General features: G+C 32.2%; 14 protein-coding genes and 4 tRNA genes. 7 read left to right on the forward strand and 11 right to left on the reverse strand.

Translation table 11 applies throughout. The features are described from left to right. Nucleotides 1-11 precede the first annotated feature (11 nt). Nucleotides 12-88, reverse strand: a tRNA-Met gene (locus tag OT390_RS08690). Between the two features lie 135 nt (nucleotides 89-223). On the opposite strand from OT390_RS08690, the gene OT390_RS08695 reads away from it, so the two are divergent. The 5 genes from OT390_RS08695 to OT390_RS08715 all read left to right on the forward strand — a co-directional run bounded on the left by OT390_RS08695 (nucleotide 224) and on the right by OT390_RS08715 (nucleotide 2,233). Beyond that, a tRNA-Ser gene (locus tag OT390_RS08695) sits at nucleotides 224-311 on the forward strand. A 113-nt stretch (nucleotides 312-424) separates the two neighbouring features. Next, nucleotides 425-1,381 carry a glycosyl transferase family 90 gene (locus tag OT390_RS08700; RefSeq protein ID WP_394535942.1) on the forward strand — a complete coding sequence of 319 codons (957 nt, stop codon included), beginning with the start codon at nucleotides 425-427 and terminating at the stop codon, nucleotides 1,379-1,381. A 139-nt stretch (nucleotides 1,382-1,520) separates the two neighbouring features. Continuing rightward, nucleotides 1,521-1,596 (forward strand) — tRNA-Ala (locus OT390_RS08705). A gap of 3 nt (nucleotides 1,597-1,599) precedes the next feature. Then, nucleotides 1,600-1,675, forward strand: a tRNA-Val gene (locus OT390_RS08710). A gap of 27 nt (nucleotides 1,676-1,702) precedes the next feature. Next, nucleotides 1,703-2,233, forward strand: coding sequence for a GNAT family N-acetyltransferase (locus tag OT390_RS08715; protein ID WP_002867511.1), 531 nt, complete (start codon nucleotides 1,703-1,705; stop codon nucleotides 2,231-2,233). Here OT390_RS08715 and leuD read toward each other — a convergent pair. The 4 genes from leuD to leuA are packed head-to-tail and all read right to left on the reverse strand — an operon-like array spanning nucleotide 2,213 to nucleotide 6,824. After that, on the reverse strand, nucleotides 2,213-2,815 hold the full coding sequence (gene leuD / locus OT390_RS08720) for a 3-isopropylmalate dehydratase small subunit (protein ID WP_002853150.1): 603 nt from the start codon (nucleotides 2,813-2,815) through the stop codon (nucleotides 2,213-2,215). The genes OT390_RS08715 and leuD overlap by 21 nt on opposite strands. Nucleotide 2,816: 1 nt before the next feature. Further along, nucleotides 2,817-4,229 carry a 3-isopropylmalate dehydratase large subunit gene (leuC, locus tag OT390_RS08725; RefSeq protein WP_074471020.1) on the reverse strand — a complete coding sequence of 471 codons (1,413 nt, stop codon included), beginning with the start codon at nucleotides 4,227-4,229 and terminating at the stop codon, nucleotides 2,817-2,819. After that, the gene (gene leuB, locus OT390_RS08730) at nucleotides 4,216-5,292 is read right to left on the reverse strand and encodes a 3-isopropylmalate dehydrogenase (RefSeq protein WP_032587517.1); all 1,077 of its coding nucleotides are present in this window, start codon (nucleotides 5,290-5,292) and stop codon (nucleotides 4,216-4,218) included. Before leuB ends, leuC begins: the two co-directional genes overlap by 14 nt. Then, complete coding sequence (gene leuA / locus OT390_RS08735; protein WP_032587519.1) at nucleotides 5,289-6,824, reverse strand: 2-isopropylmalate synthase; 1,536 nt, start codon at nucleotides 6,822-6,824, stop codon at nucleotides 5,289-5,291. Before leuA ends, leuB begins: the two co-directional genes overlap by 4 nt. 319 nt (nucleotides 6,825-7,143) lie before the next feature. On the opposite strand from leuA, the gene OT390_RS08740 reads away from it, so the two are divergent. After that, entirely contained in the window at nucleotides 7,144-7,773 is a 630-nt protein-coding gene (locus OT390_RS08740; protein ID WP_002853105.1) for a hypothetical protein, read from the forward strand. Between the two features lie 35 nt (nucleotides 7,774-7,808). Here OT390_RS08740 and OT390_RS08745 read toward each other — a convergent pair whose 3' ends face one another. Together OT390_RS08745 and queF are read right to left on the reverse strand one after the other, a co-directional pair. After that, the gene (locus tag OT390_RS08745) at nucleotides 7,809-8,453 is read right to left on the reverse strand and encodes an outer membrane beta-barrel protein (protein WP_002866807.1); all 645 of its coding nucleotides are present in this window, start codon (nucleotides 8,451-8,453) and stop codon (nucleotides 7,809-7,811) included. Between the two features lie 137 nt (nucleotides 8,454-8,590). Then, complete coding sequence (gene queF / locus OT390_RS08750) at nucleotides 8,591-8,974, reverse strand: preQ(1) synthase (protein ID WP_002783530.1); 384 nt, start codon at nucleotides 8,972-8,974, stop codon at nucleotides 8,591-8,593. A gap of 159 nt (nucleotides 8,975-9,133) precedes the next feature. Between queF and OT390_RS08755 the strand changes: the two genes are divergently transcribed. Then, the gene (locus OT390_RS08755) at nucleotides 9,134-9,733 is read left to right on the forward strand and encodes an NAD(P)/FAD-dependent oxidoreductase (protein ID WP_002783528.1); all 600 of its coding nucleotides are present in this window, start codon (nucleotides 9,134-9,136) and stop codon (nucleotides 9,731-9,733) included. A 4-nt stretch (nucleotides 9,734-9,737) separates the two neighbouring features. Here OT390_RS08755 and metA read toward each other — a convergent pair whose 3' ends face one another. The 4 genes from metA to ruvC all read right to left on the reverse strand — a co-directional run bounded on the left by metA (nucleotide 9,738) and on the right by ruvC (nucleotide 15,650). After that, entirely contained in the window at nucleotides 9,738-10,619 is an 882-nt protein-coding gene (gene metA / locus OT390_RS08760; RefSeq protein ID WP_002783526.1) for a homoserine O-succinyltransferase, read from the reverse strand. An 83-nt stretch (nucleotides 10,620-10,702) separates the two neighbouring features. Continuing rightward, on the reverse strand, nucleotides 10,703-11,974 hold the full coding sequence (locus OT390_RS08765; protein WP_002853122.1) for an O-acetylhomoserine aminocarboxypropyltransferase/cysteine synthase: 1,272 nt from the start codon (nucleotides 11,972-11,974) through the stop codon (nucleotides 10,703-10,705). 425 nt (nucleotides 11,975-12,399) lie between these two features. After that, the gene (gene flgE, locus OT390_RS08770) at nucleotides 12,400-14,964 is read right to left on the reverse strand and encodes a flagellar hook protein FlgE (RefSeq protein ID WP_394535941.1); all 2,565 of its coding nucleotides are present in this window, start codon (nucleotides 14,962-14,964) and stop codon (nucleotides 12,400-12,402) included. A gap of 203 nt (nucleotides 14,965-15,167) precedes the next feature. After that, a complete protein-coding gene (gene ruvC / locus OT390_RS08775; RefSeq protein WP_010891952.1) occupies nucleotides 15,168-15,650 on the reverse strand; it encodes a crossover junction endodeoxyribonuclease RuvC in 483 nt (160 codons plus the stop codon). Between the last annotated feature and the right edge of the window lie 95 nt (nucleotides 15,651-15,745).

Here is a 15,745-nt window from a genome sequence, read left to right on the forward strand (position 1 = left end):
ATTACACTTAATGGTGTCAAGGGGGAGACTTGAACTCCCGACCTCCGGCTTATGAGACCAGCGCTCTAACCAGCTGAGCTACCCTGACTAAAAATAAAAATATAATTATACTACTTTTTACTAAAAATTTTCTGATTTTTAAAAAAAATAATTTTATTTTCAATATTTAAAAAATTTCTTTATTTTTAAAGCTTTTATAGATATAATAAACGCTTTATTTCATAGACAGGTGTCCGAGCGGTTGAAGGAGCACGCCTGGAACGCGTGTAAAGTGCAAGCTTTCGAGGGTTCAAATCCCTTCCTGTCTGCCATTCTTATTTTTAATATTTAAAATACTATTGTTTTGTCAAAAGTTATTTTATTGTTTATAAATTCTTAAATTTTTGATAAAATATTAAAAATTTTATTTATTAGGTTTTTTATAATGCTACAATCAAGACTTTTGATGAATTTAAGAGGAATAGGAATATCTTTTATACCAAGATATTTTTTTCAAATAAATTTAGATAAAATTTTTAATGATATTTTAAAATACAATATTAAAGACTTAGAAGAAATACAAACTCGAGTTAAATATTATAATCAAATAAATGAATTTTTTACACCTACAGCAAAGGAAAAAATAGGAAAATTTCCTTTTAAAAGCACCTCTTATGCTTTTGATGCTTATGAAGTCAGTAAATACTTCAAAGATGAATTTTTATGGAATAAAGAATTTGGCGATGTAAGACATACTTTTAAAGAAGTAACTATTTGCAAATCGAGATCTTTGGAAAATAATATAAATAATATTTTATTAAAACTTGATAAAAATAGGCACTTTTGCTTTTTAAAAGATAACATAAACTATGAAAATAAAAAGGATATAGCAATATTTAGAGGAGCAGTATATCAAAATCATCGAAAAGAATTTTTTGATTCTTATTTTGGTAGAACTTTTTGCGATATAGGAGATACTTCAAAACAACCTAGCCAATGGAAAAAAAACTTTTTAAACAAAAAAGAACAAATGAAATATAAATTTATAATTTCTTTAGAGGGTAACGATGTAGCAAGCAACTTAAAATGGGCTATGAATTCTAATTCTTTAGTTTTAGCTCCAAAAATAACTTGCGAAACTTGGTTTATGGAAGGAACTTTAAAACCAAATTATCACTTTGCTTTGATTGATAATGAGAATTTGTCAGCAGTAATTGAATATTTTAAAAGTCGCCCAAAAGATGCATTGGAAATTATTAATAATGCTCATCAATATATTAAGAAATTTTTAGATAAGAAAAAAGAATTCCATATAGGAATTTTGGTTTTGACCAAATATTTTTATTATTCTAGACAGCTTGAACTTAACAAAAAAAGAGATATTTTAGAATTAATCAAATAGTAAAATTACTCTCATTAATTCTCTAATTTTTCATAAAAAATAAATCTTTTTATACATATATTACATCATAAATTAAAAATTTGATTTTAGTTTTCAGCCAAAAACAAGTAATATTGCGATAAAATCTCAGACTTATAAAGGGGCATTAGCTCAGCTGGGAGAGCACAACGCTGGCAGCGTTGGGGTCAGCGGTTCGAACCCGCTATGCTCCACCATATGGTTCCGTAGCTCAGCTGGTAGAGCACTACCTTGACATGGTAGTGGCCGTTGGTTCAAGTCCAATCGGAGCCACCATCACCCTTCCTTATACAAAGGATTATCATGCAAAACACTATCATACAAAAAGCCGTCAATAAAGATTTAAATTCTATACTTGAAATCACAAAAGATGCTTTAAATGCTATGAAAGCTATGAATTTTCACCAATGGGATGAGAATTATCCCAATGAAATAGTTTTTCAAGAAGATATACAAGCACAAGAACTTTATGTGTTTAAAGAAAATGATGAAATTTTAGGCTTTATCTGTATCAATGAAAAATTTGAACCTGAATTTTACAAACAAGTTATTTTTAACAAAAATTATGATGATAAAGCCTTTTATCTACACCGTTTAGCTGTCAAACAAAATGCAAAAGGCAAAGGCGTGGCACAAAAACTTTTAAATTTTTGCGAAAATTTTGCCTTGGAAAATCACAAGGCAAGTTTAAGAGCAGATACTCATAGTAAAAATTTTCCTATGAATTCGCTTTTTAAAAAGCTTGATTTTAATTTTTGTGGAAACTTTGACATACCTAATTACCAAGATCCTTTTTTAGCTTATGAAAAAATTCTAAACCAAAAAGCTTTTTGAGTTTTTTTCATAGGCTTTGATTTGTGCTTCATGTTTTAAAGTTAAAGCTATATTATCAAGTCCTTCCAAAAGACAAATTCTGTGAAAATCATCTAAATCAAAAGAAAAAATCTTATCTTTAAAAAATACTCTTTTTTCCAACAAAGAAATTTCTATATTTTTATCTTGGGATTTTTTTAACTCATCAACTATTTCCAAAACCTCATCTTTAGCAAGTTCTATAGTGAGCAAACCGTTTCCTAAGGCATTGTTTTTAAAAATATCCGCAAAAGAAGGTGCGATAATAGCTCTAATACCATAATCAACCAAAGCCCAAGGCGCATGCTCTCTTGAAGAGCCACTACCAAAATTTTCAAAACTCACCAAAATAGAGCTATTTTGATATTCTTTTTTATTGAGATTAAAATCCATATTTAAAACACTTTCTTTATCATCTAAATAACGCAAATCATGGAACAAATGCTTGCCAAAACCTTGCTTAGACACTGCAAGTAAAAATTGCTTAGGTATAATTTGATCTGTGTCTATATTGGCATATTCTAAAGGACAAGCTATACCTTTGTGTATAATAAATTTTTGCATATTAAACTCCTAAATACTTTCTATTATCACAAATAACACCTTCTATGGCACAAGCTGCTGCACTTGCAGGACTCATCAAATGAGTGATAGAACCTTTGCCTTGTCTGCCTACAAAGTTACGATTTGAAGTTGAAGCAACTCTTTGACCTGAATTTGCTTTGTCATCATTCATACCAAGACACATAGAACACCCTGCATATCTCCACTCACACCCTGCCTCGATAAAAATCTTATCAAGTCCTAAATTTTCAGCTTCTTTTCTTACTTGCATTGAACCAGGCACAATTAAAGCTTTAACATTTTTATGAATTTTGCGCCCTTTTAAGATATCAGCGGCTATTTTAAGATCTTCTAAACGCCCATTTGTGCAAGATCCTATAAATACAATGTCGATTTTTACCCCTTCTATAACTTGATCTTGCTCTAAATTTACATAATATAAAGCATCAAACAAAGATTTTTGCTCGCTTTGATTTTTAAAATCACTTATTTTTGGAATTTTTTCATCTATGCCAATCACTTGCGAAGGATTTGTTCCATAGCTAATTTGTGGTTTTATCTTGCTTACATCTAGAGTAATACTCTCATCATATTTTGCTCCTTCATCACTTCTTAAACTCTTCCAATACTCACAATACTTTTGAAATTCTTCTCCTTTAGGTGCAAATTCCTTTCCCTTAATATACTCAAAAGTGATCTCATCAGGAGCTATCATACCTACTTTCGCTCCAAATTCTATAGCCATATTACAAAGAGTCATTCTAGCTTCCATACTTAGATTTCTTATAAGTTCTCCGCAAAATTCTATAGCATAGCCTGTGCCTTTTGCTGTGCCGTATTGTGCGATCAAATACAAAATCAAATCCTTAGCATAAACGCCTTTTTGAAACTGCCCTTTACATTCGATTTTCATAGTTTTAAGTTTGGCTTGTTTTAAAGTTTGCGTTGCCATGACATGCTCTACTTCACTCGTGCCTATACCAAAGGCTAAAGCTCCAAAAGCCCCATGTGTTGCCGTATGAGAATCCCCACAAACTAAAGTAACCCCAGGTAAAGTAAAGCCAAGCTCAGGACCTACTATATGAACTATGCCTTGATTTTTATCTCCAAGTCCTAAAAGCCTTACTCCAAATTCCTTAGTATTTTGCATCAAAGTTGTAATTTGCTCTTTTGCCATATCAGAACAAGCATTTAAATCCACGCTTTTAGTTGAAACATCATGATCTATGGTAGCCAAAGTTAAATCCGCTCTTGCCATTCTACGCTTAGCCATTTTAAGCCCTGAAAATGCTTGAGGGCTTGTTACTTCATGGATTAAATGTCTATCGATATAAAGTATAGGAAGTTCGTTTTTGCCTTCATAAACCACATGAGCATCAAAGACTTTCTCATATAAAGTTTTAGCCATTATTATTCTCCTTTAAAATTTCTAAAATACAATCCCCCATTTCATCGGTATTTAAATACGACTTAGCATTTAAATCCTTAGTCATTTTTCCTTGTGCCAATGCTAAAGATATAGCATTTTCTATATCCTGTGCGGCTTGTTCTTCTTTGAAACTATACTTTAACATCAAAGCCGCACTTAAAATTTGAGCTATGGGATTAGCTATATTTAAATGAGCTATATCAGGCGCACTTCCACCTGCTGGCTCATAAAGTCCAAAACCTTTATCGTTTAAACTTGCTGAACTTAACAAACCCAAAGATCCATTAATGGCAGCTAACTCATCACTCAAAATATCACCAAAAAGATTTGAACAAAGCATAACATCAAAAATGCTAGGATTTTTTACAATCTGCATCGCAGCATTATCCACATACATGTACTCTAAGTTTATATCTTGATAATCTTTTGCAACATTTGCCACCACTTCTCGCCACAAAATAGAACTTGCTAAAACATTCGCCTTGTCGATTAAATGCACTTTTTTCTTTCTTATTCTTGCACTTTCAAAAGCGATATGAGTTATCCTTTCTATCTCTTTTTTAGTGTAAATTTCAGTATCATACGCACTTTCTTTGCCTAAATCTTGCTTACCAAAATAAATCCCACCTGTAAGCTCTCTAACACATAAAATATCCACTCCTTTTTGGATAATCTCATTTTTTAAAGGTGAAGCATGAGTTAAACTTTCATAAATTTTACAAGGACGCAAATTTGCAAACAAATTAAAATGCTTTCTTAAAGGCAAAAGCGAGGTTCTTTCAGGTCTTTGATCTATGGGTAAATTATCCCACTTAGGCCCACCCACAGAGCCAAATAAAATCGCATCACTTTGCTCACAAAGCTTTAAAGTTTCATCACTTAAAGCCACTCCATAAGCATCTATACTTGCACCGCCTATTTTAGCTTCATTAAATTCAAAACTAAAATTGTATTTTTGTGAGATAAAAGTTAAAATTTTTAAAGCTTCTTTCATCACCAAAGGCCCTATGCCATCTCCTGCTAAAACAGCTACTTTATAAGTTTTCATGCCATTTTCCTTTCTTCTACTTTTAAAGAGCGATAAATCGCATTGTAAGCACTCACAAAAGCTTGTGCTGAAGCTTCTATAACATCTGTTGAAAGTCCTTTTCCATGGAATTTTCTCCCTTTAAATTCCAAATCCACATCCACTTGCCCTTGAGCATCTACTCCTGAACTTTTTGCATTGATACTATAAGCTTTTAACACAGGCTTTAAATTTGTTATCCTAGCAATGCAGTTAAAAACTGCTTCAACAGGACCATTTCCTGTGCAAGCTTCAGTTTTTAGCTCTTCTTTGATACGCATACAAACACAAGCGGTTGGGATATTGCCACTAATCACGCTTAATTTTTCAAGTATAAATTCATTTTCTTCTTCATTTTCATAGCTTAAAAACATCAAAGCTTCCAAATCATAATCATATACTTGACCCTTTTTATCCGCAAGGCGTAAAAAACGCTCATAAACATCATCTAAATTATAAGTATTTTCATCATAGCCTAAATTTTCAAGGCAAGTTTTTATCATAGCCCTTCCACTTCTTGCCGTCATTAACATACGATTGTCATGAATTCCTATGGCACTAGGGCTTATGATCTCGTAAGTTTGCCTATTTTTAAGCACTCCATCTTGATGAATGCCTGAACTATGAGAAAACGCATTGCTACCCACTATAGCTTTATGCGAAGGTATGCTTTCATTAGTGATAGCTGAAACTAATTTTGAAGTTTTAAAGATATTTTCACATTTAATATCAGTATAAAAACCTTTTAAATAATCTTTCCTAGTTTTTATCGCCATAACCACTTCTTCTAAAGCACAATTGCCCGCCCTTTCGCCAAGTCCATTTATAGTGCACTCTATCTGTCTTGCACCTTGTAAAATAGCACTTAAGCTATTGCCCGTTGCCATACCTAAGTCATTGTGACAATGCACAGAAATGATAGCTTTGTCTATATTTGGCACTTTGTTAAATAAAATTTTGATGATATTAGCAAATTCACTTGGCAAGGTATAGCCTACGGTATCTGGGATATTTATAGTTTTAGCGCCTGCTTTTATCGCATTTTCCACCATAAAACAAAGATTATCTATCGGAGTTCTTCCTGCATCTTCGCATGAGAATTCTACATCATCAGTATAAGATCTTGCTCTTATAATCGCTCTTTTTGCCATAGACAAAATTTCATCAAAATCTTTTTTTAATTTATCTTGCATATGCAAAGTCGAAGTGGCTATAAAAGTATGAATTCTAAAATGCTTTGCCACTTTTAAAGCTTCATAAGCCATATCTATATCTTTATCCAATGCTCTAGAAAGTGCACAAATAGTTGAGTTTTTAACCTTAGAAGCGATCTTTTGCACCGCTTTAAAATCCCCTTGTGAAGATACCGGAAAACCTGCTTCTATAACGTCTACGCCTAAATTTTCAAGCGCTAAAGCGATTTGTAATTTTTGATTGATACCCAAAGAACTGCCTAAAGCTTGTTCTCCATCACGCAAAGTGGTATCAAAGATTATGATTTTATTATCTTTCATGATTTAATCCTTTAAAACCAAACAGACTGAATGAATTAAAAATTCAAAAACTTAACAACAATGATAAAAAATTAAAAATGTAAAAAATGATTAAAAATAAAATTGAGTTTTAGAGTGAGAGTTGCAGTAGCAGATTAAAAGTATTGTCTTTACTTTTTTGTTGGACTGAATTTGAAATTTCAAAAATTTGTTTCATCTTTTCCTCCTTTGTTAAAATTAATACTTAATGTATCATATTTTTAGTAAATGTGTTTGTAAAATTCTTAAATTAAGAAAATTATTGATATAATTGTAATTTTAAGTAACAAAAAGGAAGTTGATGTTAAAAGAACTCTTAGAGATTAAAAAAGAAATGGAACCTGTTATCCACGAAGCCAATGTGAAATTAAATGTCCTAGCTCGTGAAGTCATAGTCCGAAAAAAAGAATACGAAATTTATGGGCCTATGGTAGATCGTGTTTATCTTGATAATGCCATTTATGTTAAAGTTATGTCAAGTGGACGCGATGTAAAAACAGACAATGTGACTATAAAAAATGGTTTTTATATGGTTTTTGTTGCCCCTGAAAAAGAAAGTACAAAAGATATCAAAAATAAACTCAAAGTAGCTTATGAAGGACTTGATAACAAATTTATCGCTACACTTATACGATCTTGCCAACGCTTTAAAGAGATCATAAACAAAACCCAAGCTACACTTGCTAAAGCTTCTAAAATGAATGTGGTAGTAAAAACGAATTTAGGTGAAGCAAGTGCTGCTCTAAAATTTAACATCACTATAGAATATACTAAAGAGAATCAAAAACTCACTCGTGAAAATTCAAAATCAGCAGGAAGTTTCAGAGATACTAAAACTTATATCAATCTTGTAGTAGAAAAAAATACAGATTCTCAAATTTGTGAAAAACTACTTGATGATGTTGAAAAATACTTTATCGGTGGAGGTTGATTTCATTAATGCAAGTTATAAAAACTTGCATTAGATTAAAATTTATAATTATATCCTAAATATACACCATAATTTGTTTGTTTAGGATCGTAAAAGTTTGAACCCACTTTATTTTGATAAAAATTTCTAGAATTATAATGAATTTGCTCTGCTTTAAAGCCTAATTCTATTTCATTATGTGGTGTCAAATCATATAAAGCACCTATTTTCGCTCCATAAAAATAACCGTCAAAATTTTGCGATAAAGATAAAAAGCTTGTTTTTAAGGTAAGATCTGTTCTTGCATATCCTCCATACACACCTAAAACAGCTCTGGTTTTTTCAAAAAGCTTAGGAGTAAAATCATAACCTGTTAAAAATTTATGTGTAGTAAAATCACCTTCGATTTGAATTTTAGGAGTTTTGATAAAATCACTAAATTCATCAGAATAATTATAACCAGCATAAATTCTATGATTTTCATTTAAACGATATCCAAGTTTTAGACCAAACGATGGTATATTACCTGAAATATCTCCATTAAAATTTTGCTTTGTATTCTTATGTTTTAACTCACTTTTTACTTGAGCATGCATCCAAGCTGCATCAGCACCTATAAAAAAACCAGAATTCTCATCTGCTAAAGCCAAATTTGAAAACAAAGTAGCACTTGCGATAATGCTTAATAATTTTTTATTCATAACCTAACTCCTTATAATAAAATTCGATCTAAAAAATTTAGATCTTTTTATATTATATATTCTTCAAAGATTAAATAAGAATTTTTTATAAAATACTTAATCTTTACATAAAAATATGTTAATATTTTACTTAAATATTATTTTGGCACTACCATATCGCTACGACATTCTATCACCGTATGCACATTTCCACGCGGGTTAAAATCCCCCACAACTTTAATCCATTTTGGTTTTAATTTATCTTTTAAAGTATTATAAATTTCATTGATACTTGCTTCATGTGAAACATTTCTATACATAAAAGTATTGATATAAAGTTTTATCGCCTTAAGCTCAACCACAAATTTATTAGGCATATACTCAAGATAAATCGTCGCAAAGTCAGGATAACCCGAACGCGGACAACAACACATAAATTCAGGCAAAGTGATTTTAATGATATAGTCATTTTTGGCATCATTTGGCCAAATTTCCATATTTTCTACATCAAATTCTTTGATTTCTTTTTCACCATAACGCATGAGCTTTCCTTATTGAAAATTTTTAGAAAATTATATAAAAAATTACTTTTAGAGCAATTGAAAAATAAACATTTTTAGCAAATTGCATAAAAAAGACAAATATTATATTAAATAAAGCTTTTTATACTAGAATAAGGCAAATCTTTCAAAAGGAAAAAAATGAGAAAATCAATTGCAATTATAGGCGGTAGCATCGCAGGACTTAGCGCGGCTTTATTTTTCGCTTCAGCTAAAAATGAAGAACTTGACTTTGATATCACTGTTTTTGATGAGGGTAAAGCAGATTTAAAAGCAGCAGCAATTTACAATGTTCCTTTTTTCCCAAAAGGTGCAAAAGCAGATGAAATTTACACTCACATAAAAGCACAAATTGCTTCTATGCTCGAAGTAAAATACATCGATTCAAAAGTAGTAAGCATAAGCGGAGAAAAAGGAGATTTTACTGTTAATGATGAGCAAGGCTTGGGTATAAAAGCAGATTATATCATCGTAGCAACAGGGGCAAACAAAAGCGATATCAAAGAACTTGAAGATTTTGTAATACCGCATGAGCTTATACCAAAACCAAACAAATTTTGCTTCAAACATCACGGGAGACAGATTATCAAAGAAGGAATTTACGCAGCAGGACTTGCTTCAGGTGTTACGACTATGGTAGCTTGCGCGATGGGAAGTGCCAATGAAGCAGCTTGCGCGATTTTAAGCGATATCAAAGGTGCAGTAAGCGTATATCACGATACACCTACTACAAGAGTTTAAATCATCAAAGCACAAAAGGTGTGCTTTGATACACATCATAATTGAGCCAATTTGCAAAAATGGTATTTGCATTTGAACGCCAATTGTATTTTATATTGCCCTTTTTATCATAATAATTTTTAGCTTTTTGTATGAAATTATCTCTTACATATTCTTGATGTAAAGTCTCTTTAAAATATTCCAAATGCCCTAAAATAAAAATATTCTTTTCATCTCTTAATAAAGCCGAACCGATTTTTTTATTTCTAAGCAAAATTTTTAATTTCCCTTGTTTTTGTAGCGCTAAAATTTGCTCTTCATCCATGCTAGAATGTCTTGAATGAGGCATTAAAACCTTTTCATCTAAATTTGTTAAAAGCAGATCAGGCGAAACTTTATCATGCTTATAGACTCCAAAAATTTTCTTATCTAAAGAGATTTTATCCACACCATAAAAGTATTTTAAAGCAGCCATGGCACCCCAACAAATATACATAGAACTTGTTACATTTTGCTTTAAAAAATCAAAAATTTCTAGCAATTCTTCCCAGTAAGCAACCTTTTCAAAATCCATTTGTTCCACAGGAGCTCCCGTAACGATAGCACCGTCAAATTTATGTTTTTTAACCTCTTCAAGACCCTTATAAAATTTTTCCAAATGAGTAAAAGGAGTATTTTTACCCACATAGCTAGTCGTGGCTAAAAGTGTGATATTTACTTGCAAAGGAGAATTTGCAAGTAAGCTTAGAATTTGATTTTCTGTTTCAATTTTTTTTGGCATAAGATTGACAATCAAAATTTCTTGCGGCCTGATATCTTGATGCTTTGCTCTCCTTAATCCCATGATAAAAGCATGCTCTTTTAAAAGCTCATAAGCGGGTATATTTTCTGGAATAATCAGTGGCATTTTTTCTCCTTTATTTAATAAACCTTATTTATGATAAAGCATGGTGGAATTTTTATCTCATTCCACTCAATGCAAACACACTTTTAACTTTCTATAGCTTGTTTTAAATCCGCTATCAAATCATCGCTATTTTCAAGTCCTATGCTTAAGCGTATAGTAGCTTTCGTAATGCCTGCTTTTTGGAGTTCTTCTTCGCTTAGTTGCGAATGAGTAGTAGAAGCAGGATGGATGATCAAAGACTTGCTATCACCCAAATTTGCAGCAAGTAAGAAAAGTTGAGTTTTATCACAAATTCTTCTAGCATGCTCATAATCTTTAGCTTCAAAGCTTAAAAGCCCGCTAGCAAAATTTTTATCAAAATATTTTTTAAATAAATTATGATAAGCATTACTTGCTAAAGTAGGATAATTTACGCCCTTGATATCAGGATGAGAATTTAAAAAATTCGCAACTTTTTCAGCATTTTGACTGTGTTTTTCTATACGCACTGCCAAGGTTTCAAGTCCTTGTAAAAGTAACCAAGCATTTTGAGGTGCTAAGCTAGCTCCTAGATCTCTAAGCCAAGTGATGATGACTCTAATACTAAAAATCGGCAAATCAAGTGTATTTAAATTCAGTCCATGATAACTTGGATCAGGAGTGTTAAAAGCTTTATATCTATCGTTATTTTTAAGCAAGTCGTTTAAATCTTTTCTTTCTATAAGTGCTCCACCCAAAGCAGTGCCTTGACCGCTTACATATTTACTTAAACTATGCACGATTACATCCACGCCATGTTTAAAAGGTTGGAGTAAGAAAGGAGTAGCAACGGTATTATCACAAATGCTAACGATTTTATGTTTTTTTGCTATTTGGTTTATTTTTTCTATATCAGCTATGGCAATTTGAGGATTTGAAAGACTTTCGAAAAAAATCGCTTTTGTGTTTTGATCTATAACTTTTTCCAAGCTATCTAAATCATCGATATCAAATTCCCTAGCTTCTATGCCAAAATTTTTAAGTGTGTGAGAAATTAAAGTTTGAGTCCCACCATAAATTTTGTTCGAATACGCGACATTATCTCCCGAACTTGCTAAATTGATAAGAGCATAAAAACAAGCTGCCATACCGCTAGCAACAGGAATTCCAAAAGCCCCTCCTTCGACATTAGCAAGTCTTTGTCCTAAAACATCGCTTGTAGGATTGCTAAGTCTTGAGTAAATATTGCCAAGTTCTTGAAGATTAAACCTTGCTGCAGCTTGATCCAAATTTTCAAAATTATACGCAGTGTTTTGATATATAGGCACACTAATACTTCTTTGAGTATCAAAATTATAAGCTCCGTGTAATGCTAAAGTTTCTTTATTGAAATTCATTTTTTATCCTTATTGTATCAATGAAAAAATGTTAAAAAGCTTTTTATCGGCTTTAAACTAGGCTATTTGAAAATGTAAATTTATAGAATATGAGTATATACGAGTAGATTAAGCGTGCCAAGCACGCATACAGAAAGAAGAAAGCATTAAGTTAAAACTAATATAAGACATTTTTTCTCCTTTCTAAAAAATTATTGATTATTCTATCTTTAAAAAATAAAATTAAAATTAAATTTTAAAAAATTTATATCACATTGCTTAAAATTTTATTGCAACTCACCCCTAGCAAGAGTGAGTTAGCAATAAATTGAAGGCAGTTCAAGCCTAAGCCTAGTATTACAAGACTACCAAGATAGGCTTGTAAAGCAAGGCTTGCTCCCTTAAAGGGAGCAAAAAACAATATTTTATAGAATACTAAGCTTAAATTATTGTTTAAGCTGGATTAGAGTTTGAAGCATTTGATCACTCGTTGAAATGGTTTTTGAGTTTGCTTGATAACCTCTTTGAATGATAATAAGCTCTGTTAAAGAACGACTTAAATCCACATTTGACATTTCAAGAGCTGAGGTTTTCATCTCACCACGACCTCCTGTTCCTGCTTCACCTACTACTATAGCCCCACTATTTGCAGTGACTTTAAAAAGATTTCCACCAATTTCCTCAAGGCCTGAGTTATTTGCTACTGAAGCCATCGCCATTTTTGCCACAGCGAAGGTTTTGCCATTAGTAAATTCACCTAAGATATTACCTTTATCATCCACACGGATAGCATCAGGTTTTAAGTTACCTGAAGTATAACCATCGGTTGCCTGTCCTGTTAGAGTTGAAGCAGAATTTGAGCTTACAAGGCCATCATTGCTTCCACTTGTTCCAAAGCTAAGTTTGATTTGTTGATTTGGTGCGGCACCATTGTTTGGTGAGAAATTTATAGTTTTTGGACTATAATTTGCCAAAGAGCCATCATTGTTAAATCTTGCTGTTCCTACGATGATATTGTTTGGTCCTTCGCCTGTAGTGTTAATCTCAGCAGGTTCTGGCACACGGATGATCATCTGCCATTCATTACCACCATCTTGAGTTGTGCTTTGTTTTACAAATTGCACTTCTATAGTGTGTTTTGATCCTAAAGAGTCAAATATCTCAAGTCCAGCAGAAAATGCACTTAAGAAAAGTTGTTCGCTTTGGCGATTTGAATTTCCTACTGTTAAAACTCCATCAAAACCTTTAAATATATTTGTAAATGCCGTATTTGTGCTTACTTTGCCTTGAGCATCTGTATAAGCTGTAACATTAAAACTTATATCATGAGGTCTTCTATTATTTTGAACTATACCATTTGGAGGAGTTGATTGAACATTTGGATTTGATATTATAAATTCACCTGTTGCACCAACTGTTACTTTTACACCTTCATTAACATCACTACCATCAGCTTCAAATCCACCACTTCCATCATAATCAACACCATATCTAGCATCTCTTTGTAAAAGTTCTCTTAAATCTTCAGTAGTTCTAAAAGTTCTTACTGTTGTATTTAATAAAGAACCATTAACGGCATTACGATAGTTATTTTCAGCTGTTCCAGGTGTGTTTATATTGGCTTGATTAAAAGCAGGACCACCATCTGGATTATACATAGGATCTAGTTGAACTGGAGTTGAACTATATACATATTTATGAGCTGTTACTATTTGTATTCTATTTTGATTATTCGCAAAATTTCCATCTATCCAAGCACTACCAGCATTATTTACTAATGGACGACCAGCAGGTCTAAGTTGAGTACCTTGCCAATTGAATTCAGTTTGACCATTTACTTGATGAACTCTTACGTTTATTAATTCTCCAGCCGAATTATCAGGATTTACTTGTAAGTCTATGTTTTTCATATTGTCTGTAGTGCCATCAGCATTAGTATTTATAAAGTCTATACCGCTGCCATCAGCTTTTCTTACTGCTTTTACTCCTGTTCCATCCCTTGTATCCGTTGGTGCAGTAAAGGTATTGATATAAGCTATAGCTTCATCTAAACTTTTTATAGAATTATTCTGTATATGAACTCCGTTTAAAGTTATATCCAAAGTTGCAGGTTTTTGTTCGTGTCCCCAAAATATTACAGCATTTTGTGCAACTTTTTGATTTGGATCGAAAACACCGTTGTTACCTTGTCCTTGGTTTGCATTTGCTCCAGCTGTGCTAAATTTAGAATCTGCATAACTTACCCATATACCTTGTCCATCTCTTAGATTTAATCCATCGCCTTTACCATTAAATAAAGCAGCACAGTCAACCCCTTTTTCTGTAACTTCTACTGAATTTTTTGAAGTTGTGTAAAATTGAGTTATACCTGTATCATTTTCATTTTTTGCAGTTCCATCTTTTTTGTTAAAACCATGAACAGAATCAAGTCCATATATAGGAGTTTTTGCTGTTCCTACGCTTAAACCACTATTTAAATTCGCTTTGATGGCTACTTCGGTTGATTTTGCTGCAGGGATATGCATACCGGGATCGATAAAAATATTTTGCGGAGTTCTTGAGCTATCTATACTTTGAGTATCCCAGTTGATATTCCACCCTTGAACTACAAAGCCGGCATTATTAACAAAATTTCCATAAGCATCTAGTTTAAAATCCCCGCTCCTTGTAAGATAGCGAGTAAGCCCCCCATCATCACTCACCATAAAAAAACCATCACCATTTATAGCCACATCAGTGTTTTTATCTGTGGTTTGAACTGAACCTTGAGAATGAATTCTAGTTGTAGAACTTACTGAAACGCCAAGACCGATTTGAAGTGGATTAGATCCACCTCTTCCATCAGTTGGAGCTGTAGCGATTTTCACAGTTTGGCTAAACATAGTCCCAAAATCCGCACGGGAGTATTTAAAACCAGTGGTATTAACATTTGAAATGTTATTACCTTCAACATCCATCGCAACTTGATGTGCTTGTAGTCCGCTTACGCCAGACCAAAGTGATCTCATCATCTTAAATCCTTTATAAAATATTGCTTTAAAAAATTTAACGCTTTGGCTTTAAAAAACTTTTGCGTTTATGTGAAGTTTACAAGCAAGTTCTGTTCCAACTTTTGAAATTTTTTATGAATTTTTTAAAAATTTATAGAAAAAATTTAAAGGTATTTTGGGAGTTTATGAAGCTTTGGTCTTTTGTGTAATAAAAATTACCAAAATCACACCCTAACTCTTAAATTTGCTGCATGGGTTAAAGCCACTGCGATAGCATCTGTGATATCCAAAGGCTTGATATCTTTACTAAGTCCTAAAAGCCTTTTTACCATAAAAGCAACTTGTTCTTTAGTTGCTTTGGCTTTTCCTGTAACGGCTTTTTTCACTTGTAAGGGAGTGTATTCTGCAAAGTCTCCATGAATTTGAAGAATTTTTAAAGATAGGGCTCCGCGAAATTGTGCGAGTTTTAAAACGGTTTTTGGATTGTAAGCAAAAAAGATATCTTCTATAGCCACCTCATCAAAAGAATGATTTTTAAAAATCAAGTCCAAACCCTCGCAAAGCTCTGTGATTTGATACTGTAAGGTACTTGGCTTTATCTTTATAAGTCCTGCTTCTATGAGAATGTTTTTTCCTTTGTCAGCTTCTATGATAGCATAACCACAATTTCTCGAACCTGGATCTATACCTAAAATTTTCAAATTCATACCTTTTGAAAAATAAAATACAAAAGCGGATTTTAACCTTTTTTTATAAAATTTAAGATAAAATTTATACATTATGCAAAATTTAAAGAGAGATT

It is taken from the genome of Campylobacter sp. CFSAN122748 (assembly GCF_045277125.1).
GTDB classification, from domain to species: Bacteria; Campylobacterota; Campylobacteria; order Campylobacterales; family Campylobacteraceae; genus Campylobacter_D; species Campylobacter_D jejuni.

Excerpts from the sequence above, each read along its gene's own strand:
- OT390_RS08765 (WP_002853122.1), bottom strand. The coding sequence starts at position 11,974 with ATGAATTTCAATAAAGAAACTTTAGCATTACACGGAGCTTATAATTTT.
- OT390_RS08740 (WP_002853105.1), top strand. The coding sequence starts at position 7,144 with ATGTTAAAAGAACTCTTAGAGATTAAAAAAGAAATGGAACCTGTTATC.
- leuB (WP_032587517.1), bottom strand. The coding sequence starts at position 5,292 with ATGAAAACTTATAAAGTAGCTGTTTTAGCAGGAGATGGCATAGGGCCT.
- flgE (WP_394535941.1), bottom strand. The coding sequence starts at position 14,964 with ATGATGAGATCACTTTGGTCTGGCGTAAGCGGACTACAAGCACATCAA.
- OT390_RS08715 (WP_002867511.1), top strand. The coding sequence starts at position 1,703 with ATGCAAAACACTATCATACAAAAAGCCGTCAATAAAGATTTAAATTCT.
- leuA (WP_032587519.1), bottom strand. The coding sequence starts at position 6,824 with ATGAAAGATAATAAAATCATAATCTTTGATACCACTTTGCGTGATGGA.
- ruvC (WP_010891952.1), bottom strand. The coding sequence starts at position 15,650 with ATGAATTTGAAAATTTTAGGTATAGATCCAGGTTCGAGAAATTGTGGT.
- leuD (WP_002853150.1), bottom strand. The coding sequence starts at position 2,815 with ATGCAAAAATTTATTATACACAAAGGTATAGCTTGTCCTTTAGAATAT.
- OT390_RS08700 (WP_394535942.1), top strand. The coding sequence starts at position 425 with ATGCTACAATCAAGACTTTTGATGAATTTAAGAGGAATAGGAATATCT.
- OT390_RS08745 (WP_002866807.1), bottom strand. The coding sequence starts at position 8,453 with ATGAATAAAAAATTATTAAGCATTATCGCAAGTGCTACTTTGTTTTCA.
- OT390_RS08755 (WP_002783528.1), top strand. The coding sequence starts at position 9,134 with ATGAGAAAATCAATTGCAATTATAGGCGGTAGCATCGCAGGACTTAGC.
- queF (WP_002783530.1), bottom strand. The coding sequence starts at position 8,974 with ATGCGTTATGGTGAAAAAGAAATCAAAGAATTTGATGTAGAAAATATG.
- metA (WP_002783526.1), bottom strand. The coding sequence starts at position 10,619 with ATGCCACTGATTATTCCAGAAAATATACCCGCTTATGAGCTTTTAAAA.